The organism is Salipiger bermudensis, assembly GCF_017309175.1.
GTDB lineage: Bacteria > Pseudomonadota > Alphaproteobacteria > Rhodobacterales > Rhodobacteraceae > Salipiger > Salipiger bermudensis.
Genome location: NZ_JAEKJV010000008.1, coordinates 56,486 through 76,407, shown reverse-complemented (window position 1 = coordinate 76,407; position 19,922 = coordinate 56,486). Strand labels below are relative to the sequence as shown.

At 68.5% G+C, this 19,922-nt stretch carries 19 protein-coding genes; 8 read left to right on the top strand and 11 right to left on the bottom strand.

The annotated features are described in order from the left end of the window. Window positions 1-4 precede the first annotated feature (4 nt). The 3 genes from JF542_RS12370 to JF542_RS12360 are packed head-to-tail and all read left to right on the top strand — an operon-like array spanning window position 5 to window position 2,664. The gene (locus JF542_RS12370; protein ID WP_207076065.1) at window positions 5-676 is read left to right on the top strand and encodes a helix-turn-helix transcriptional regulator; all 672 of its coding nucleotides are present in this window, start codon (window positions 5-7) and stop codon (window positions 674-676) included. A 60-nt stretch (window positions 677-736) separates the two neighbouring features. After that, window positions 737-2,272, top strand: a complete 1,536-nt coding sequence (locus JF542_RS12365) for an ATP-dependent DNA helicase (RefSeq protein ID WP_207076064.1) — start codon at window positions 737-739, stop codon at window positions 2,270-2,272. Then, window positions 2,269-2,664: a PaaI family thioesterase gene (locus JF542_RS12360; protein WP_207076063.1), complete on the top strand. Its 396-nt coding sequence runs from the start codon at window positions 2,269-2,271 to the stop codon at window positions 2,662-2,664. The genes JF542_RS12365 and JF542_RS12360 overlap by 4 nt, the downstream gene beginning before the upstream one ends. A gap of 179 nt (window positions 2,665-2,843) precedes the next feature. Here the strand turns inward: JF542_RS12360 and JF542_RS12355 are convergent, their stop codons facing one another. From JF542_RS12355 to JF542_RS12330, 6 genes are read right to left on the bottom strand one after another with little or no spacing between them, the layout of a single operon-like run. Then, window positions 2,844-3,776, bottom strand: a complete 933-nt coding sequence (locus JF542_RS12355; protein ID WP_207076062.1) for a 2-hydroxyacid dehydrogenase — start codon at window positions 3,774-3,776, stop codon at window positions 2,844-2,846. 1 nt (window position 3,777) lies between these two features. Beyond that, a complete protein-coding gene (gene rodA, locus JF542_RS12350; protein ID WP_007793361.1) occupies window positions 3,778-4,917 on the bottom strand; it encodes a rod shape-determining protein RodA in 1,140 nt (379 codons plus the stop codon). After that, on the bottom strand, window positions 4,914-6,833 hold the full coding sequence (mrdA, locus tag JF542_RS12345) for a penicillin-binding protein 2 (protein WP_207076061.1): 1,920 nt from the start codon (window positions 6,831-6,833) through the stop codon (window positions 4,914-4,916). Before mrdA ends, rodA begins: the two co-directional genes overlap by 4 nt. Further along, window positions 6,830-7,369: a hypothetical protein gene (locus tag JF542_RS12340; protein WP_007793354.1), complete on the bottom strand. Its 540-nt coding sequence runs from the start codon at window positions 7,367-7,369 to the stop codon at window positions 6,830-6,832. Before JF542_RS12340 ends, mrdA begins: the two co-directional genes overlap by 4 nt. Then, window positions 7,362-8,270 carry a rod shape-determining protein MreC gene (gene mreC / locus JF542_RS12335; protein WP_007793351.1) on the bottom strand — a complete coding sequence of 303 codons (909 nt, stop codon included), beginning with the start codon at window positions 8,268-8,270 and terminating at the stop codon, window positions 7,362-7,364. The genes JF542_RS12340 and mreC overlap by 8 nt, the downstream gene beginning before the upstream one ends. Before the next feature lie 42 nt (window positions 8,271-8,312). Next, the gene (locus JF542_RS12330) at window positions 8,313-9,359 is read right to left on the bottom strand and encodes a rod shape-determining protein (protein ID WP_040544317.1); all 1,047 of its coding nucleotides are present in this window, start codon (window positions 9,357-9,359) and stop codon (window positions 8,313-8,315) included. A 237-nt stretch (window positions 9,360-9,596) separates the two neighbouring features. On the opposite strand from JF542_RS12330, the gene JF542_RS12325 reads away from it, so the two are divergent. From JF542_RS12325 to JF542_RS12315, 3 genes are all read left to right on the top strand, one after another. Next, window positions 9,597-10,046, top strand: a complete 450-nt coding sequence (locus tag JF542_RS12325) for a YtoQ family protein (protein ID WP_207076060.1) — start codon at window positions 9,597-9,599, stop codon at window positions 10,044-10,046. 372 nt (window positions 10,047-10,418) lie between these two features. Further along, a complete protein-coding gene (gene mscL / locus JF542_RS12320; protein ID WP_007793342.1) occupies window positions 10,419-10,841 on the top strand; it encodes a large conductance mechanosensitive channel protein MscL in 423 nt (140 codons plus the stop codon). A 122-nt stretch (window positions 10,842-10,963) separates the two neighbouring features. Beyond that, window positions 10,964-11,851 (top strand): cation diffusion facilitator family transporter, encoded by an 888-nt coding sequence (locus JF542_RS12315; RefSeq protein ID WP_224887923.1) that lies wholly within the window; start codon window positions 10,964-10,966, stop codon window positions 11,849-11,851. A gap of 77 nt (window positions 11,852-11,928) precedes the next feature. Here JF542_RS12315 and ald read toward each other — a convergent pair whose 3' ends face one another. Next, a complete protein-coding gene (ald, locus tag JF542_RS12310) occupies window positions 11,929-13,041 on the bottom strand; it encodes an alanine dehydrogenase (protein ID WP_207076059.1) in 1,113 nt (370 codons plus the stop codon). Window positions 13,042-13,177: 136 nt separating this feature from the next. Here ald and JF542_RS12305 point away from each other — a divergent pair, with 136 nt between their 5' ends. Both JF542_RS12305 and JF542_RS12300 read left to right on the top strand, forming a co-directional pair. Beyond that, window positions 13,178-13,636: an Lrp/AsnC family transcriptional regulator gene (locus JF542_RS12305; protein ID WP_207076058.1), complete on the top strand. Its 459-nt coding sequence runs from the start codon at window positions 13,178-13,180 to the stop codon at window positions 13,634-13,636. A gap of 121 nt (window positions 13,637-13,757) precedes the next feature. Beyond that, a complete protein-coding gene (locus JF542_RS12300; RefSeq protein ID WP_207076057.1) occupies window positions 13,758-15,338 on the top strand; it encodes a GMC family oxidoreductase in 1,581 nt (526 codons plus the stop codon). A gap of 247 nt (window positions 15,339-15,585) precedes the next feature. Here JF542_RS12300 and ccoS read toward each other — a convergent pair whose 3' ends face one another. Genes ccoS through ccoG form a run of 4 tightly spaced genes read right to left on the bottom strand, consistent with a single transcriptional unit; the run spans window position 15,586 to window position 19,868 of the window. After that, window positions 15,586-15,747: a cbb3-type cytochrome oxidase assembly protein CcoS gene (gene ccoS, locus JF542_RS12295; RefSeq protein ID WP_007793324.1), complete on the bottom strand. Its 162-nt coding sequence runs from the start codon at window positions 15,745-15,747 to the stop codon at window positions 15,586-15,588. 35 nt (window positions 15,748-15,782) lie between these two features. Then, on the bottom strand, window positions 15,783-17,969 hold the full coding sequence (locus tag JF542_RS12290; RefSeq protein ID WP_207076056.1) for a heavy metal translocating P-type ATPase: 2,187 nt from the start codon (window positions 17,967-17,969) through the stop codon (window positions 15,783-15,785). 4 nt (window positions 17,970-17,973) lie between these two features. Next, on the bottom strand, window positions 17,974-18,435 hold the full coding sequence (locus JF542_RS12285) for a FixH family protein (RefSeq protein WP_207076055.1): 462 nt from the start codon (window positions 18,433-18,435) through the stop codon (window positions 17,974-17,976). Next, complete coding sequence (gene ccoG, locus JF542_RS12280) at window positions 18,435-19,868, bottom strand: cytochrome c oxidase accessory protein CcoG (RefSeq protein ID WP_007793315.1); 1,434 nt, start codon at window positions 19,866-19,868, stop codon at window positions 18,435-18,437. The genes JF542_RS12285 and ccoG overlap by 1 nt, the downstream gene beginning before the upstream one ends. Between the last annotated feature and the right edge of the window lie 54 nt (window positions 19,869-19,922).

Genomic DNA, 19,922 nt, shown 5'->3' with positions numbered 1-19,922 from the left:
GAATGTGCAGCGGCTGGAGGATCTCCAGCACATCACCGAACAGATGAGGGATTGCCTGGGGATCGATCACCTCGTCTATCATTGGATTGGGGCGCAGGGGGCGCAGTACGGGTGCGGCACCTATACGCCCGACTGGCTCGCGCGCTACGTGGCGCAGGGCTACCTGCGGGTCGATCCGGTGATCCAGGGCTGTTTCCAACGCTTCCATCCGGTCGACTGGAAGGCGCTCGACTGGTCCTCGAAAGCGGCCCGGGCCTTCCTCAAGGATGCGCTGCGGCACGGCCTCGGCAATCAGGGCTTTACCGTCCCGATCCGCGGGCCGAACGGACAGTTTGCGCTCTTCACCGTCAACCACAGCTGCGAGGATGCGCTCTGGTCCAGCTTCATCGCGCAATGGCGTGCAGAGCTGATCCTCGCGGCGCATGGCATCAACGCCAAGGCGCTCGAGCTGATGCCGGGGCCGGCCACCCAGGCCCCGGTGGCGCTGTCCCCGCGCGAGCTCGACGCCATGCGCCTGCTCGCCAGCGGTCTCAGCCGGGCGCAGGTCGCCGCCGAGCTCAACATCTCCGAGCACACGGTGCGGGTCTATATCGAAGGCGCGCGTTTCAAGCTCGGGGCGCTCAACACCACCCACGCCGTGGCCCGCGCGATGAGCTGTGGGCTGATCGCGCTCTAGGCGCCCGCCGCGCGCGATGGGCTCTGGCCCTCGCCTGCGCGCGGCTTTAGGGTCCGCGCCATGGATCTGCCCGCACTGACATTCTCCGAAGACCAGGCCGAGGCCTGGGACCGCGTGGCAGAGATGCTGCGCGAGGCCGGCGTCGATCTCGACGACGGCTCCGTGGTCCCCGCCAAGGAGGGGCCGGGGCGGGTCATGGCGCTGATGGGCAAGGCGGGCTCGGGCAAGACGCTGCTGCTGTCGGAGCTCTGCAAGGCGCTGGACAGCGCCGGGGCCGAGATCGTCTCGGGCGATTACGAGAGCCGCCGCAAGGGGGACAAGCGCAGCTTCGCGGTGCTGGCCCCGACCAACAAGGCGGCCAGCGTGCTGCGCATGCGCGGGGTGCCGGCGACGACCATCCATCGCATCATCTACACGCCGGTTTACGATCCCGAATACGAGCGCATCGCCGAATGGCTGATGGGCAATGTCGAGCAGCCCGAGATCGAGGATCTGAGCCCCGAGGCACTGGAACGCGCCCGCACCTCCTACGAGGCGCACAAGTCGGTGCCCGCCGCGCTCGCCGCCGCCGGTCTGCGGGGCAGCGATTTCATCACCGGCTGGAAGCGCCGTGAGGAGCCGCTCGACATTGGCTTCGTCGACGAGGCCTCGATGCTCGACGACCGCCAGTTCGAGGACCTGCAGGAGATCTTCCCCAACCTCGTGCTGTTCGGCGATCCCGCGCAGCTCGCGCCGGTCAACCAGTCGGGCAAAATGGTGTTCGACGGCGTGCCCGACGAACAGAAGCTCGAGCTGCACCGCATCCACCGGCAGGAGGCCGACAACCCGATCCTCGACCTCGCCCATGCGCTGGCGGACCCCTCGCTCGAGTTCCAGGATTTCGAGCGTATGATCGAGGAGAAGGCGCGGCAGGACGACCGCGTTGTCTGGAGCCAGCGCGTCGAGGTCGACCTGATGGCCCGCTCGCCGGTGCTGGTCTGGCGCAACGCCACGCGCATCCGGCTGATCAATGCCTTTCGCGCGGTGCACGACGCGCCCGAGACCGAGCTGCTGCCCGGCGAGCCGCTGATCTGCGACGGGCTCGAGCTGCCGCTCAAGCACCGCAAGAAGCGGCTCGATCTCGAGGCGCGCGGCCTGATCAAGGGCGCGCAGGTGATCTATCTCGGGCCGGGGCGCAAGCCCGGCTTCTCGCGGCTGCACGTGATGGGCGCGCCCGACCCGCAGGTCTCCGCGGCCTCGATCGTGAAGATCGAGAAGCCCGACGAGGAGGAGCCCTTCATCCCCTTCGCGGCGCGCATGGGGGCGACCTTCCTGCATGGCGCCGCGGTGACCATCCACAAGGCGCAGGGCTCGCAATGGGAGCAGGTGCAGGTCTTCGCGCCCGACCTTTTCGTGGCGGCGCGCATGGGGCGGGTCGAGGCCGGCCAGCCGCTGTGGAAACGGCTGGCCTACGTGGCGATCACCCGCGCCTCCGAGCGGCTGCACTGGGTGGTGCGCAACCGCCTGTCGCGGCCCTCGGGGCTTCTGCGGACCGATGACCTCAAGGCGCCGGCCGTGGCACTGGAACTGGAAGCACAGGAAGGCGATCTGCTATGAGCGACGGTCTCGACATGCCCTCGAACTTCGCCCGTCACCTCGGCTACGAACTGGTGGAGTGGCGCGAGGACTACGCCCGCTACGAGATGCCGATCACCGAGGTGCTGGGCAATCGCGGTGGCATCCCGCATGGCGGCGTGCACGCGACCCTGCTCGACAGCGCCATGGGCATCTGCGGGTGCTGGACCGGTGACGCGGAGATCCGCAAGACCGCCCTGACCCTGTCGCTGAACGTGCAGTATATCGGTCGACCCGTCGGTACGCGTCTGATCTGCGAGGGCTTTCGCACCGGGGGAGGGCGCAGCACCTTCTTCGCCGAAGCGGTTCTTCGCGATGACACCGGCGCGCTGGTCGCAAAAGGCACCGGCGTGTTCCGGCAGCGCACGAGCTGAGCGTCGCGGCTGCGGCACGGGCTAAAGGGGGCGCTGCCCCCTCTTGGCGCAAGCGCCAATTCACCCCCGAGGTATTTGAAAACCAGAGAAGGGAAGGGCGCAGCGCCCCTGTCTTCTTCTGGCTTTAAATATCCCCGCCGGAGGCAGGCCGGCCCCTGCGGCCGGGTGCGCGGCGGGGCTCAGTAGCCGGCGGCGCGATCCACGAGATGCAGAAGCGGTTCGCCCGCCTCGCCGCGCCTGATGTTCTCCGCGATGACGCGGGAGGCGCTGGGCACCCGGGTCTCGGAGGCAATGTGCGGGGTGACGGTGACCTTTGGATGGGCCCAGAACGGATGTTCTGCCGGCAAGGGCTCGGTACGGAAGACGTCGAGTGTGGCGTGGGCGATCTGGCCGCTGTCGAGGGCGGCGATCAGCGCATCGTCGACGATCAGCGGGCCTCGGCCCGGGTTCACGATGACCGCGCCGCGGGGCAGTTGCCCGAGCCTCTCGGTGTCGAGCAGGTCGCGGGTGGCGGGCGTGTCGGGCAACAGCAGCACAAGGATCTCGGCGTTCTCGAGGGCTTCGAAGAGCCCATCGGATCCGTGCAGCGTGGTGATGCCGGCAACGGTCTTGGGGCTGCGCGACCAGCCGGTGACCGGGAAGCCGAGCCCGCGCAACGCCTCGGCGCAGGCCAAGCCCAGCGTGCCGAGCCCGAGGATGCCGACCGGACGCTCGCCGGCCAGCGGCGGCACGACCGGGCGCCACGCCTGCTCGGGGTTGGCGATGTAGGCATCCATACCGAGGTGATGGCGCAGCACATGCCCGGTGACGTATTCCACCATGCCCTGCGTCAGCCCCTCTTCGTCGACCATGCGGGCCAGAGGGACGGTCAGCGTCGGGTTGCGGGTGATCTTCTCGACCCCGGCCCAGAGGTTCAGCACCGCCTTGAGCCGCGTATAGGGGGTGAAGTCCTGCAACCAGGATCCGGGCGCGTAGACCACGTAGTCGACGCTCTCGGGGTCGGCCTCGCAGGCGAGCCTGTAGTCGAGCCCGGTCGCTTCGAGGGCGGTGCGCAACGGCGCCTCGTATTCGGCCCAGAGGTCGGGGCCGGCGGCGAAGAGGATGTTGGTCATGTCAGCGGGGCCTGTGGATGTGGGCGCTCTGCACCAGTCCGAACGCGATCATCAGGACCAGCATCGCCGAGCCGCCGTAGCTCACCAGCGGCAACGGCACGCCGACCACCGGGGCGAGGCCCATGACCATCGACATGTTGACGGCGAAGAACAGGAAGAAGGTCAGGCCGATCCCGAGGATCAGCAGCGAGGAATAGCGGTCGCGGTTCTGCAGCGCCGCGACGATGCAGAACAACAGGACCAGGACGTAAAGCACGAGCAGGGAAAAGCCGCCGACGAAGCCGAACTCCTCGGCCAGCGTGTTGAAGATGAAGTCGGTGTGCTTCTCGGGCAGGAAGTTGAGCCGCGACTGAGTACCTTGCATGAAGCCGCGCCCGGTCCAGCCGCCCGAGCCCATGGCGATCTTGGCCTGGGTGATATGGTAGCCGGCGCCGAGCGGGTCGGTGGAGGGATCGAGGAAGGTGTCGATGCGGCGGAACTGGTAGTCCTTCAGCAACTGCCAGGGCGTCCCGCGCGACAGGAATACCGTGTAGATGCCGCCTCCCGCGGCAGCGATCACCACGGCGAAATAGGCCCAGTGCACGCCCGCGAGGAACATCATCAGCCCGCCGGCGGTCATCAGCAGGATGGCGGTGCCGAGGTCGGGCTGGGTCAGGGTCAGGAAGGTCGGCGCGAGGATCAGGATCAGCGGCGCGATCACCCAGATCGGACGCGACACCCGCTTCATCGGCAACCAGTCGTAATAGGCGGCGAGTGCCATCACGAGGGCGATCTTCATCAGCTCGGAAGGCTGCAGCCGCATGAATCCAAGATCGATCCAGCGCTGGGCCCCCATGCCCACGGCGCCGAACAGTTCCACCGCGACGAGCAGCGCCAGCGCCACGAGGTAGATCAGTGCGGAGAGATTGCGCCAGAGCCAGATCGGCACCATCGCGGTGATGAACATCGCCGCGAGCCCGAGGCCGAAGCGCTCCATCTGCGGCTCGGCCCACGGCTGCAGTGCGCCGCCGGCGACCGAGTAGAGCATCAGGAAGCCGACACAGGCCACCGCGGTGAGCAGGATGATCAGCGGCCAGTTCAGGTAGAGGACCTTGCGCCAGCCCGAGGGCACCGTCTTGACGGTATATTCGAGATAGCTCATGCCCGGCGCCCCGTCTCGGCGGCGCGCTTGGCGCGCTCGGCTTCGAGCCGCTCCTGCTGGGCCTGGATGCGCTCGCGGTCGCCGGCCGGGTAGGCCTCGAGCGGCGGCGTGCCCTTGTAGAGTGCCTGAAGCGTGATGTCGCGCGCGATGGGGGCCGCCGTGGAGGAGCCGCCGCCGCCATGCTCGACGACGATCGAGACGGCGATGCGGGGGGCGTCATAGGGGGCAAAGTTCACGAAGAGCGCGTGGTCGCGCTCTTCCCAGGGCACATCCTGGTTGCGCACCACGCGGTTGAGCACTTGGCTGGTGCCGGTCTTGCCGGCGAGCCGCATGTCCTCGGCGATGATGCGGGAGCGGTAGGCGGTGCCCCGGCGGCTGTTGGAGACCACGAACATCGCCTTGCGGATCAATTTGAGGTGAGCTTCGTCGATATCGAGCGGCGTGCCGCCGCGAGACGGCGTCTGCAGGCCGCCGACGCTGCGCACGAGGCGCGGCTCGACCGAGCGCCCGGTGGCCACGCGCGCCACCATGATGGCCTGCTGCAGCGGCGAGGTCAGCACGTAGCCCTGGCCGATCGAGGCGTTCACCGTATCGCCGATGCGCCATTCGGCCCCTCGCTCGCGGCGTTTCCAGTCGCGGTCGGGCATCAGGCCGGCGGTGACCGCCGACATCGGCACGTCGGGGGCAGTGCCAAGGCCGAGCTTGCGGCCCATCTCTGCGATGCGGTCGATGCCGACCTTGAGCGCGAGGTCGTAATAGTAGACGTCGCAGCTGTCGCGCAGGCTCTGTTCGAGGTTCACGTGGCCGTGGCCGGCGCGCTTCCAGCAGTGGAACCGGCGCGAGCCGATCTCCATGTGGCCCGGGCAATAGACGGTCTCGTCCGGGCGGATCAGCCCGGCTTCGAGCGCCGCCAGCGCGGTGACGATCTTGAAGGTCGAACCCGGCGGATAGGCGTCTTGCACGGTCTTCGAGGCCAGCGGGCGGTGGTTGTTCTCGCGCAGGACGCCGTAGTCGCCGACCGAGATTCCGCGCACGAACTTGTTGGGGTCGTAGGACGGCGAGGAGGCAATGGCGAGAACGTCGCCATGCTCGAGATCGACCACCACCGCCGAGGCGCTCTCCTCGCCGAGCCTTGCCTTGATGTAGTCCTGCAGCTCGCTGTCTAGAGTCAGCTGCAGGTCGGCGCCGGCCTCGCCCTCGCGGCGGTCGAGCTCACGCATGACGCGGCCCACGGCGTTGACCTCGACCCGCTTGGCGCCGGCGGAGCCGCGCAGCTGTTCCTCGAACTTGGCCTCGACACCGACCTTGCCGATCTGGAAACGCGGGATGCGCAGCACCGGCTCGGGGTCCTCGTAGCGGGCGAGGTCGCGCTCGGAGACCGGGCCGACATAGCCCACCACATGGGCGAATGTCTCATGTTGCGGGTAGAACCGGCTGAGGCCGACCTCTGGATAGACGCCGGGCAGGGCAGGGGCGTTGACCGCGACACGGCTGATCGCCTCCCAGCTGACCCGGTCGGCCACGGTGACCTGCAGGAAGGGCGGCGAGGTGCGCATCTCCTCGAGTGCGCGGGACACATCCTCGGGCCGCAGGTCGACCAGCGCCGATAGCCGCCCGATGACGTCTTCGACATCGCCGGCATCCTCGCGTCGCATGGTGATGCGGTAGGTCTGCTCGTTCTCGGCGATGAGCCGGCCCTCGCGGTCGAAAATTCGGCCGCGCGAGGGGGGGATGAGGTGGATGTTGATGCGGTTCTCTTCCGCCATCAGGCGGAATTCGGCGGCCTGATCGACCTGCATGTGCCGCATCCGCAACCCCAGCACCCCGGCAAAGGCGATCTGGGCGCCGCCCAGCAGAAGGCCGCGCCGGGTCATCCGGCGGCTGCTTTCGGCGCTGTCCCGTGGTGTGCGTCTCACAGGCTCCTCCCGGCATGATCGAAGTCGCCCGGCGCCATCCGGCGCACCCCGAGCAGACCTTGCGACAGGATCACCACGAGCGGGTAGGCCGCGATGGTGGTGGCGTATCGCATCAGGGTCAGGAAAGCGGTTCCGGTCGGCACGATCAAGAGGGCAAGCACGAGACGGTACGCGATCGTGATCGCCAGCAGCACGATCGCGACCCGGAGCCACTCCATCAGGAAGGTGGTCTCGCGGTCGCGGCGGTCGCGCGACTTGAGGAACTCGACCGCCAGCAGCATCAGCGCGGCCCAGAGCCCGGGCGGGCGCTGGAACAGGATGTCGGCCAGCAGCATGACGCCGGCAATCGACAGCGCCGGAACGTAGTCGGGCCGCCGCAGCGCCCAGGCAAAGCACAGCGCGACAAGGACGTCGGGCCCGGCAAAGCGCGGCGGCATCATGTCGAGCGGCAGCAGGCGATAGAACATCACCAGAAGCGCGATCCCGATGAAGGCCGCGCGCATGACCCAGATGCGGGCAGGGCGGGCCTCAGCCATCGCCGGGCACCGGGGCGGGCGGCATCTCGATGGCCGGCGGCGTCGCCGGCAGGATCAGCGCCGAGGGCGAGCCGACCCGGCGCGCACCGTGGTCGCGCAGCACGCGCAGGAACTCGAGCCGTTCGTAATCGGCGGCAAGGCGCACCCGCAGGCGGCCGCCGGGATCCTCGGCCACCTGTCCGATCAGCAGCCCCGGTGGAAAGACCTCGCCATCGCCGCTGGTGACGATCCGGTCGCCGGGGCGCACCTGGTCGGGATCCTCGAGAAAGTCGATCGGCGGCGCGGCGGAGTTGTCGCCGGTGATCAGCGCCCGCTGCCCCGAGGGCTGGATGATCGCCGGGATGCGGCTGGTGGCATCGGTGAGCAGGATCACCCGGCTGGTGTTGGCCCCGACGCCCGAGATCCGTCCCACGAGGCCGATGCCGTCCATGGTGGCCCAGCCGTCAACGATGCCGTCGCGCGAGCCGACGTTGATCAGCACCGACTGACGGAACGGCGAGCCGCTATCGGCCAGCACCACGCCGGTGATGTAGGTCAGCCGCGGGTCGAGCCGCACGTTGTTGAGGTCGCGCAGCCGGGCGTTCTCCTGCTCGAGCTGCAGCGCGGCCTCCTTCCAGGCGGTCATGCGGCGCAGCTCGCGGCGCAGCTCCTGGTTCTGGTCGTAGATGCGCTGGTAGCTCTGGAAGTCGCGCAGGATGCGCACCGCGCCGGTGACCGGCGCCATGGCCCAGTCGAAGCCCGGCATCACCGTGTCGACGATCTGCGCCCGGAACCGCTCGGCCCGCGGGCTGTCGATGCGCCAGAAGATGAACAGGCCGACGAGGCACAACAGCAGGACCGCCAGAAGCAGGCGCTTCAGCGGACCGGCATAGTCCTCGGAATTGGTCCCATGCTTCGCCATTCAACTCATCTTAGCGTCGGCGGGCGGCTCCGCGAAGGGCCGTCACGAATCGTAGTCGATGGCGTGCCGCAGCTGCTTTTCGTATTCCAGCGCCTTGCCGGTGCCGAGCGCCACGCAGTTCAGGCTCTCGTCGGCGATCGACACCGCCAGCCCGGTCTGCTCGCGCAGCGCCAGGTCGAGCTCGCCCAGCAGCGCGCCGCCTCCGGTGAGCATCACGCCACGGTCGACGATGTCGGCGGCAAGATCCGGCGGGGTTGCTTCGAGCGCGGTCATCACCGCCTCGCAGATCGCCTGCACCGGCTCGGACAGCGCCTCTGCCACCTGCGCCTGGCTGATCTCGGTTTCCTTCGGCACACCGTTCAGCAGGTCGCGGCCGCGGATCTGCATCGACGAGCCGCGCCCGTCATCGGGCATGCGGGCAGTGCCGATCGAGGTCTTGATGCGCTCGGCGGTGGATTCGCCCACGAGCAGGTTCTGCTGGCGGCGCAGGTAGTTGACGATGGCTTCGTCCATGCGGTCGCCGCCCACGCGCACCGAGCGCGCATAGACGATGTCGCCCAGCGACAGCACCGCCACCTCGGTGGTGCCGCCACCGATATCGACCACCATCGAGCCTGTGGGATCGGTGATCGGCATGCCGGCCCCGATGGCCGCGGCGATGGGCTCGGCGATCAGCCCGGCCTTGCGGGCGCCGGCGCTCAGCACCGACTGGCGGATGGCGCGCTTCTCGACCGGGGTGGCGCCGTGCGGCACGCAGACGATGATCTTCGGCTTCGAGAAGGTCGAGCGCTTGTGCACCTTGCGGATGAAGTGCTTGATCATCTCCTCGGCGGTGTCGAAATCGGCGATCACGCCTTCGCGCATAGGCCGGATGGCCTCGATCGAGCCGGGGGTCCGGCCAAGCATCAGCTTGGCGTCTTCGCCCACCGCAAGCACCTTCTTGACGCCGTCCTTGATGTGGTAGGCGACGACTGAAGGCTCGGACAGCACGACCCCGCGTCCCTTGACGTAGACCAGCGTGTTTGCGGTCCCGAGGTCGATTGCCATGTCCGCCGAGAAGGCGCCCATGAGTCTGTCCAGTCCAAACATATAACGTCCTGCCCCAATGATAGGATGGGCCCGCGACTCTTCCCGAGCCCAAGCCGAAGCCCTTATAGGACCGCTCGGACGATGGCGAAAGGGGCTGGCTCGCGCAAATCAGCGTGAAACCGCCGCAATTTTTGGCCCGCGTGCAGGCGCTGTGCAGTTCCGGGAGACCGCCTCGCGGCCTTGTTGCGCGGCGCCCGGGCTGGCATAGCTCGGGGGAACGCAAGCAAGGGGACAGGCATGGGACTGACCGTCTATCTTTCCGGAGAGATCCACACCGACTGGCGCGAGCAGATCATCGAGGGCGCGCAGGGGCTCGACGTGACCTTCTCGGCGCCGGTGACCGATCACGCCGCCAGCGACGACTGCGGCGTGGCGATCCTCGGCGCCGAGGACAGCAAGTTCTGGCACGACCGCAAGGGCGCGCAGGTCAACGCCATCCGCACCCGCAAGGGCATCGCCGATGCCGACGTGGTCGTGGTGCGCTTCGGCGCCAAGTACAAGCAGTGGAACGCCGCTTTCGATGCCGGCTACGCCGCCGCGCTCGGCAAGTCGCTGATCATCCTGCAGCCGGCCGAGCATGACCACGCCCTCAAGGAGGTCGACGCCGCCGCCCTCGCGGTGGCCCGCGAGCCGGGCGAGGTGGTCGAGATCCTGCGCTACGTGCTGACCGGCACCCTGCCGGCCTGAGCCCGACGCCGGCAGCGCGCCCGCCCTTGCCACGACCGGCCGGGCAGGCGCGCCCGCATCTTCTCGACGTCGCCGGATACGCCCGCCGGAGGCAGCGCAGCCATTGCCGCCCGCGCCCCGTCGGGCAAGGCCGCATCGCTCGCCGCGCACCTCTCGGCAGGCATGGTTCGGGCGCGTCCCTGTTCTTCTCTACGTCGAAAAATACTCCCGCCGGAGGCAGGCCGCACCGTGCCGAATGTGCACCGCGGGGGCAAGGCTCCGGACCTTGCCGCTTCACGCGCCACGCCAGCCGTGGCAGGATCGCGCGTGGGTTGTGCCGCGATGCAGCAGAGCCGGGTGTCATCAGTGTCAGTCATCACAAGGAACGTGACCGTGATCAACGAATTCAAGGATTTCATCGCCAAGGGCAATGTCATGGACATGGCGGTGGGCATCATCATCGGGGCCGCCTTCACCGCCATCGTGCAGTCGCTCGTGGGCGACATCCTCAACCCGATCATCGCGCTGTTCACTGGCGGGATCGATTTCACCGGCTGGTTCTACGCGCTCGACGGCAACGAGTATGCCTCGCTCGACGCGGCGACCGAGGCCGGCGCGCCGGTCTTCGCGGTCGGCAAGTTCATCATGGCGGTGATCAACTTCTTCATCATCGCCTTCGTGGTCTTCATGCTGGTCAAGATGGTGAACCGGGTGAAGGCCGCCGCCGAGAAGCCCGACGAGGTCGCCCCCGAGGTGCCGACCGGGCCGTCGCAGCTCGACATCCTGATCGAGATCCGCGACGCGCTGAAGAAGTAAGCCGCGTGGGCGTCCTCGGGCGCCCGCAAGCCTTTCGCCCCGTGCAGCCCGGCCTCCCGCTGCGACCGGTTGCGCGGTGCGTGTCGCTTCGCTAACAGACCCGGATCAGCGAAGAGGGTGCCATGAGCCGAGCCATCAAAATCGCCTGCGGCAGCGTCGTCGTGGGCCTCGTGGTCCTTGCCATCAAGACGCTGGCCTGGTGGCTCACCGGCTCGGTGGCTCTTCTGTCGGACGCGCTCGAAAGCATCGTCAACGTGGCGACGGCGCTGGCCGCATTGGTGGCACTGCGCATCGCGGCGCAGCCGGCGGACGCGGATCACCCGTTCGGGCACCACAAGGCGGAATATTTCAGCGCCGTGCTCGAGGGCGTGCTGATCATCGTCGCGGCGATCCTGATCCTACGCGAGGCGTGGGGCGCCTGGCAGGCGCCGCGCATCATCGATGATCCGTGGCTCGGGCTCGGCATCAACCTCGTGGCCAGCGTGATCAACGCGGTCTGGTCCTTCGTGCTGATCCGTGCCGGGCGGCGGCTCTACTCTCCGGCGCTCGAGGCCGACGGCAAGCATCTGCTCACGGATGTGTTCACCTCGGTGGGTGTCACCATCGGCATCGTCGCGGCGGTGCTGACAGGCTGGAGCTGGCTCGACCCGGCGCTGGCGGCGCTGGTGGCGGTCAACATCCTCTGGGCCGGCTGGCAGGTGATGCGCCATTCGGTCGGCGGGCTCATGGACGAGGCTGCGCCGGAAGGAGAGCTCGAGCAGATGCGGGCGCTGATCTCGGCCAATGCCGAGGGCGCGGTCGAGGCGCATGACCTGCGCTCGCGCCGCGCCGGCAGTGCCCTCTTCGTGGAGTTCCACCTCGTGGTGCCGGGCGAGATGACGGTGGACGCGGCGCATGACATCTGCGACCGCCTCGAGCACGCGCTGCATGCCAGCTTCGAGGGCAGCCGGGTGACGATCCATGTCGAGCCCGAACACAAGGCCAAGCACAGCGGCATCGTGGTGCTCTGAGCTCCGGGAACGCCCGTTTATCAAAGTCAGATGGTCAGCGCGTGCCGGCGCCCGTCAGGCGCCGGCGTAACGCCTCCTCAGAGAACGCTCTCCGGCGCCGCGAAGTCGCGCCCCAGCGCCTCGGCCACCGGCGCGTTGGTGAGCTGGCCCGCGTGCACGTTCAGCCCCGCAAGCAGGTGACGGTCCTCGGCACAGGCCTTCCGCCAGCCCTTGTTCGCCAGCGCCATCACGAAGGGCAGGGTGGCGTTGCCAAGCGCGATGGTCGAGGTGCGCGGCACCGCGCCGGGCATGTTGGCGACGCAGTAATGCTGGATGCCGTCGACCTCGTAGACCGGATCGTCATGGGTCGTCGCCCGCGAGGTCTCGAAGCAGCCGCCCTGGTCGATGGCCACGTCCACCAGCACCGCGCCGGGCTTCATCAGCCCCAGCATCTCGCGGCTGATCAGCTTGGGCGCGGCGGCGCCGGGGATCAGCACCGCGCCGATCACCATGTCGGCCTCCGGCAGGAGCTCGACCAGTGCGCCCTCGGTCGAGTAGCGGTTGCGGAAGGTGGTGCCGAACACGTCATCGAGATAGCGCAGCCGCGGCAGCGAGCGGTCGAGCACGGTGACCTGCGCTCCCATGCCGGCGGCGATGCGGGCCGCGTGGGTGCCGACATTGCCGCCGCCCACCACCACCACGTTGGCCGGGCCCACGCCGGGCACACCGCCCATCAGCACGCCGCGCCCGCCATTGGCCTTCTGCAGCGACCACGCCCCCATCTGCGGCGCCAGTCGCCCGGCGACCTCGGACATCGGCGCCAGCAGCGGCAGACCGCCACGGTCGTCGGTCACGGTCTCGTAAGCGATGCAGGTGGCCCCCGAGGCCAGCAGGTCGTCGGTCTGGGCCGGGTCGGGCGCGAGGTGGAGATACGTGAAGAGCAGCTGCCCCTCGCGCAGCATGGCGCGCTCGGCCGGCTGCGGTTCCTTGACCTTGACGATCATCTCGGCCGCGTCAAAGACCTCCCGCGCGGTACCGACGATCGTGGCGCCCGCGGCGACGTAGTCGTCATCCTCGAAGCCGGCGCCGAGCCCGGCGCCGCTCTGGATCAGCACCTCGTGGCCCTGCGACACCGCTTCGCGCGCGGCGTTGGGCGTCAGGCCGACGCGGTATTCCTGCGCTTTGACCTCTGTGGGGCATCCGAGTTTCATGGCTGAGTCCTCCCTAAGTTCTCTGGGATCAGCGTGACAGCCGCGGCTTGCAATTTCCCGCCGGATTTGGTGCTTTGCAGCCCGGGTTCTTCGCAGAACCTTCGAAGATTCCGCCGTCTCGTGAAAGAACCTGCCAATGGACCTCGACGATATCGACCGCCGCATCCTGCGCGTGCTGCAAAAGCAGGGGCGCATGTCGAATGCCGAGCTCTCCGAGCAGGTGCATCTTTCGGCCTCGGCCTGCCACCGCCGGGTGCAACGGCTCGAGAGCGAAGGCATCATCCGCGGCTACGTGGCGCTGCTCGACGCGCGCAGGATGGGCATGCCGACCACGGTCTTCGTCGAAATCACCCTCAGTGCGCAGGCCGACGAGGTGCTCGAGGCGTTCGAGAAGGCGGTCTCGCGCATTCCCGATGTGCTCGAATGCCACCTGATGGCGGGCAGCGCCGATTACATCCTCAAGGTCGTGGCCGAGGATACCGAGGATTTCGCCCGCATCCACCGACAGCATCTGACCCGTCTGCCCGGCGTGGCGCAGATGCAGTCGAGCTTCGCGCTGCGCACCGTCTTCAAGACCACCGCCCTGCCGGTCTGACGCCTCGCGGTTGCGCGAACATGCTGGTCCTTCCGCGCAAGCAGTTGCGCGGGGCTCAATTGTCTGACATATCAAATGTCAGACAATTGAATGGCCGGTACGCATGCCGGGGGAGGGCAGCATGTCTTGGGATCACGTCATCATCGGAGCGGGCAGCGCGGGCTGTGTTCTGGCCAAGCGGCTGGCCGAGGCCGGGCGCCGGGTGCTGCTGCTCGAGGCGGGCGGGCGCGATACCTATCACTGGATCCACATCCCGATGGGCTACCTCTACTGCATCGACAATCCGCGCACCGACTGGTGCTACCGCACCGCGCCAGATGACGGGCTGAACGGCCGCTCGCTGCTTTACCCGCGCGGCAAGGTGCTGGGTGGCTGCTCGTCGATCAACGGCATGCTCTACCTGCGCGGGCAGGCGGCGGATTACGATGGCTGGCGCCAGATGGGCCTTGCGGGCTGGGGCTGGGACGATGTGCTGCCCTATTTCAGGAAGAGCGAGGACTTCGTCGAGGGCGAGAGCGAGATGCACGGCGCGGGCGGCGAATGGCGGGTCGAGAACCAGCGCCTGCACTGGCCGGTGCTCGACGACTGGATGGAGGCGGCGCACGAGGCCGGGCTGCCCAAGGTCACCGATTTCAACACCGGCAACAACGAGGGCGTGGGCTATTTCAGGGTGAACCAGCGCAACGGCTGGCGGATGAACACTGCCAAGGCCTTCCTGCGCACCACCGACAGCGAGACCCTCCGGGTCGAGACCCATGCCCATGTCACCGGGCTGATCTTCGAGGGCCGCAAGGTCGTGGGGGTGGCCTACGAGCAGGGCGGCCAGCCGCGCGAGGCGCGCTGCGGCGGCGACGTGATCCTCTCGGCCGGTGCGGTGAATTCGCCGCAGCTGCTGCAGCTCTCGGGCATCGGTCCGGCAGAGGAGTTGCGCGCGCACGGGATCGAGGTGCGGCACGACGCGCCCGGAGTGGGCGGCAACTTGCAGGACCACCTGCAGCTGCGCTGCGCATGGCGCCTCACCGGGGCCAAGACCCTCAACCAGATGGCCAACTCGCTCATGGGCAAGCTGGCGATCGGGCTGGAATACGTGGCCCGGCGCTCCGGACCGATGTCGATGGCGCCCTCGCAGCTCGGCGCCTTCGCCAAGTCCCGCGAGGGGCTCACCACGCCGGACGTGGAGTTCCACGTGCAACCGCTGTCGCTCGACGCCTTCGGCCAGCCGCTGCACAGCTACCCGGCGATCACCGCCAGTGTCTGCAACCTCCGCCCCGAGAGCCGCGGCACGATTCGGTTGGCCTCGAACGATCCCAAGGATGCGCCGGTGATCGCGCCGAATTACCTCTCGACCGAGGGCGACCGCCGCGTCGCGGTGGACAGCATCCGCCTGTCGCGCCGCATCATGACGCAAGGGGCAATGGCGAAATACGCCCCCGAAGAGGTCAAGCCGGGGGCGGATCACCAGACGGACGCGGAGGTGGCGCAAGCCGCCGGCGACGTGGGCACGACGATCTTCCACCCGGTGGGCACGGTGCGCATGGGGCTGGACGAGGCGGCGCCGCTCGATGCGGAATGCCGGATGAAGGGGCTCGACGGGCTGCGGGTGGTCGATGCCAGCGTCATGCCGACCATCACCAGCGGCAACACCAACGCGCCCACGATCATGATCGCCGAAAAGGCGGCGGAAATGATCCTGCGTGGATGACCGGGGCGCGCCTGCCGGGCCGTTGGGCCGGTGGCAGGCTCGGGACGCCTCCGGCGGGAGTATTTGCGACGTAGAGAAGAGCGGGGCGTGGCGCCGGGGCGGCCGGTGATCGGGAATGCCCGCCTTTTGGGGGCGTTGTTCGGAGGGAGCCCGGCCCTGGCGTGTCTGGCGGGTGCGGGATGCCTCCGGCGGGAGTATTTTCAACGTAGAGAAGGAGCAGGGTTGCGGGAGGGCAGCGTGAGGGGGGTCAGTCCTGCTTGGGCTTGTCGTCGTACTGGCCCGAGAGGATGCGGGCGGCGTTGCCCTCGGGGTCGTCATACTGCTTGGTGCGCACTGTGATGACGAAGAACAGCAGCCCCATGCCGCCGAGGAAGAGCGAGATCGGGATCAGGTAGAGCAGGATGTTCATGGCGGGTCCTTGGGGCTTGGGGGCTTGCGGCTTGGTCAGCGCAGGCGGAGCGCGTTCAGCGACACGGTAATCGACGAGGCGGACATCGCAAGCGCGGCGATCAGCGGCGAGCACAGCCCGGCGATGGCCAGCGGCACGGCGATGACGTTGTACCACGTGGCGATGGCAAAGTTCTCGCGGATGCGGCGGGTGGCTTTCTTCGACAGGGTCAGCGCCTCGGGCAGCGGGGCGAGCGAGTTGCCGAGCAGCACGATGTCGGAGGCGACGCGGGCGGCGTCGAGCGCCGTGGCCGGCGAGATCGACACATGCGCGCCGGCGAGCGCCGCGGTGTCGTTGAGCCCGTCGCCCACCATCAGCACGCGCGCGCCTTCATCGGTGAGCGCCTTGATGCGGGCGGCCTTGTCCTGCGGCAGTGCTTCGGCGATCCATTGCGGGATGCCCAGCCGGCGCGCCAGCGCCTCGACCGCGGCGGTGCTGTCGCCGGAGATCAGGATCACCCGCTTGCCGGCCTTGATGAGCGCGCTCACGGTTTCCTCGGCGCCGTCGCGCAGGCTGTCGGCGAAGGTGAAGACCTGCGCCGGGCCGTCTCCCACGGCGAGCCAGGTGGCGGTGAGGTCCGAACTGCCGCCGCCGACCCAGGCGGCGCGGCCGAGCCGCACGCGGCGGCCCTGCCAGAGGCCTTGTGTGCCGTGGCCCGGCACCTCGGTGATCCCGGTCACCGGGGCGGGGGCGAGCCCCCTGGCGCGCAGGGCGGTCGTCAGCGCGACCGAGAGCGGGTGGGACGAGCCCTCGGCCAGCGCCAGCGCGATCTCGAGATCGGCGCGGGTGAAATCCTCGACATTGGTGACCTCGGGCGCACCGGCGGTGAGCGTGCCGGTCTTGTCGAACACCACCGTGTCGATCTCGGACAGGCGTTCGAGCGCAGTGGCGTCCTTGATCAGAAGGCCCTTCCTGAACAGCCGCCCCGACGCGGCGGTGGTCACTGCGGGCACCGCGAGGCCGAGGGCGCAGGGGCAGGTGATGATCAGCACCGCCGCCGCGATGTTGAGCGCGACGCGGAAATCCTGCGTGTAGAGATACCAGCCGATGAAGGCGAGGGCCGAGAGGATGTGCACGCCCGGCGCGTAGAGCTTGGCGGCCTTGTCGGCCAGCGGCGTGTAGTTGGCGCGGCCCGACTCGGCCACCGCCACCAGATCCGCCATGCGATGCAGCGAGGTTTCGCGGCCCACGGCGCTGGCGCGCACCACCAGCGGGCCGGTGAGATTGACCTCGCCGGCGCTGACCAGCGTGCCCGGCGCCGCGTAGACCGGTACCGTCTCGCCGGTGAGCAGAGAGCGGTCGAGCTCGGACTGGCCCTCCGCGATCTCGCCATCGACCGGCATGCGCCCGCCGGGGCGCACCCGCAGCAGATCACCGATGCGCAGATCGGCGACCGAGACCTGCTCCTCGCCATCGTCGGTCAGGCGCCAGGCGCGCGGCACCTCGAGCGCCGCCAGTTCCTCGGCGGCGGAGCGCGCGATGGAGCGGGTGCGATGGTCGAGATAGCGCCCCGTCAGCAGGAAGAAGGTCAGCGCGATGGCGGCGTCGAAATAGGCGTGCTCGCCCGAGAGCGAGGTCTCCCAGAGCGAGGTCACCACCGCTAGCAGGATCGCGAGCGAGATCGGCACGTCCATGTTGAGCCGACCGGCGCGGAGCGCGCTCCAGGCGTTGCGGAAGAAGATCTGCCCCGAGAAGGCAATGGTCGGCAGTGTGATCGCCGCCGACACCCAATGGAACATGTCGCGGGTCGGGCCTTCGGCGCCGGACCAGACCGAGATCGACAGCAGCATGACGTTCATCATGGCGAAGCCCGCCACCGCGAGCCGCATCAAGAGGTCGCGACCAGCCTTGTCGGTCTGGGTGGCCGAGAGCGCGCCGGTGTCGAGCTCGTGGGCCTCGTAGCCGGCGGCGGTGACCACCGGGATCAGGTCCTCGGCACTGAGCCCGGCATCGGCCTCGATTGCCACGCGCTTCATGGTGAGGTTGACGCGGGCGCTGCGCACGCCCGGGGCAGCGGCGAGCGCGGCCTCCACGCCGCGGATGCAGTTGGCGCAATGGATGGTCGGCAGCGACAACACCACGTGGCTGTCATCGGGCAGCTGCGCCTCGGCCAGGGCCTCGGCGGCGGGAGCGGCAGAGCAGGCGGGGCAGGCCGAGACCTGCGGGCGCATCGCTGCGGTCATCGCGTCATTCCTTGACGTAGAGTTCCAGGCGCTGCTCGAAGAGGGTGCCGTCATGGGCCTCTGCGGTCAGCCAGATGTTCCAGTAGCCCGGCGCCAGCGCATCTTCGGCCACGTAGGCGCGGCCATCGAAGCGGAACGCGGGCTCGCGGTCGTCGCGCACCGTGGTGGTGCGGCCGACCTTGGCCGAGAAGCCGGCCGGGCGCACCGGGTAGCCCTTTTCATCGATAATGGCGAGGGCGAGGAGGCCGTCCTCGTGGCTGGTCTCGACCGTCCAGCCGAGCGCCTCCTGCGCCGCGCGTCGGTCGTCGAAGGTCTGGCTGGCGACGTAGGAGTTCTTTACCTGCAGGCCGGGGAAGGTGTTCACCGCGTTGAAGGCCAGCGCCAGGTTGACCGCGATGATCACTCCGAAGGCGCCGACGAAGATGGCCAGAACGTGCCAGCCGGTGAGTTTGAAATCCTTGGTCATCAGTTGTCCCGTCCGTTGAACACGGTGTCCTTGGTGGCGCTGTGGCCGGTGGTGGTGTCCTCGAGCCGCAGCTCGAAGCCGGTGCGCTCGGCCTGCGCCTCCGGGCTGCCGCTCGGGGCGGTCACGTAGACGCGCTGCAGGTAGGTCTCGTTGGCGGGCACATCGACGATAAGATCGTCCTCACCCTCGAGCGTGATGGCAAGCCCGTCATTGTCGGCGATCGACAGCGCGTAGGGCCGTTCCTCGCCATGCTTGTTGCGCAGGCGCACGTCGTAGGTGTTGCGGATCGAGCCGTCCGAGAGCACCACGAAGGTCGGGTTGCGCACCGGGGCGACGGTCATCTCGACATCGGGGCGCAGCACCAGCGCCACCAGCAGTCCGACGCCGACCAGCGACCAGAGCGCGGTATAGAGGATCACCCGGGGGCGGAAAACGTGCTTCCACACCGGTCGCGGCGTCTCGCCGGCGCGTTCGCGGGTCTCGTCGGAGAGGGCGAGGTAGTCGATCAGGCCCCGCGGCTTGCCGATCTTCTCCATCACGTCGTCGCAGGCATCGATGCAGAGCGCGCAGGTGATGCAGGCGAGCTGCTGGCCATCGCGGATGTCGATCCCCATCGGGCAGACGTTGACGCAGGCGTGGCAGTCGATGCAGTCGCCGAGGTTCTCGGCGCCGGCGCCCTTGCGGTGCTTGCCCCGCGGCTCGCCGCGCCAGTCGCGGTAGCCCACGGTCAGCGTGTCCTCGTCCATCATCGCGGCCTGGATGCGCGGCCACGGGCAGGCATAGATGCAGATCTGCTCGCGGGCGAAGCCGCCGAAGGCGAAGGTGGTAGCGGTGAGCACCAGCATGGTGGTGTAGGCCACCGGATGGGCATTGCCGGTCACGAGATTGACCATCAGCGTCGGGGCGTCGGTGAAGTAGAAGATCCACGCGCCGCCGGTGGCCAGCGCGATCAGGAACCACGCCACCCATTTGGTGATCCGAAGGCGCAGCTTGCGGGCGTCCATCTTCTTTTGCCGGTGCAGGCGCAGGCGGGCGTTGCGGTCGCCCTCGATCCAGCGCTCGACCAGGATGAAGAGATCGGTCCAGACGGTCTGCGGGCAGGCATAGCCGCACCAGACCCGCCCGAGCGCCGAGGTGAAGAGGAAGAGCCCGAGCCCGGCCATCACCAGAAGGCCGGCGACGAAGTAGAACTCGTGCGGCCAGATCTCGATGAAAAAGAAGAAGAAGCGACGGTTGGCGAGGTCGAGCAGCACCGCCTGGTCGGGCAGTTCCGGGCCACGGTCCCAGCGAATCCACGGGGTGATGTAGTAGATGCCCAGCATCAGCCCCATCAGCCACCATTTGAGATTGCGGAATGTCCCGCTCACGCGGCGCGGGAAGATCGGCTCGCGCGCCTCGTAGAGGGAGGGGGCAGGTTGATGGGTCTCAGCCACGGGGATTCGCTCCGGTGTCGGTTTGCCTGTTGTCGGTCCTTTTCGCGCCGGTGG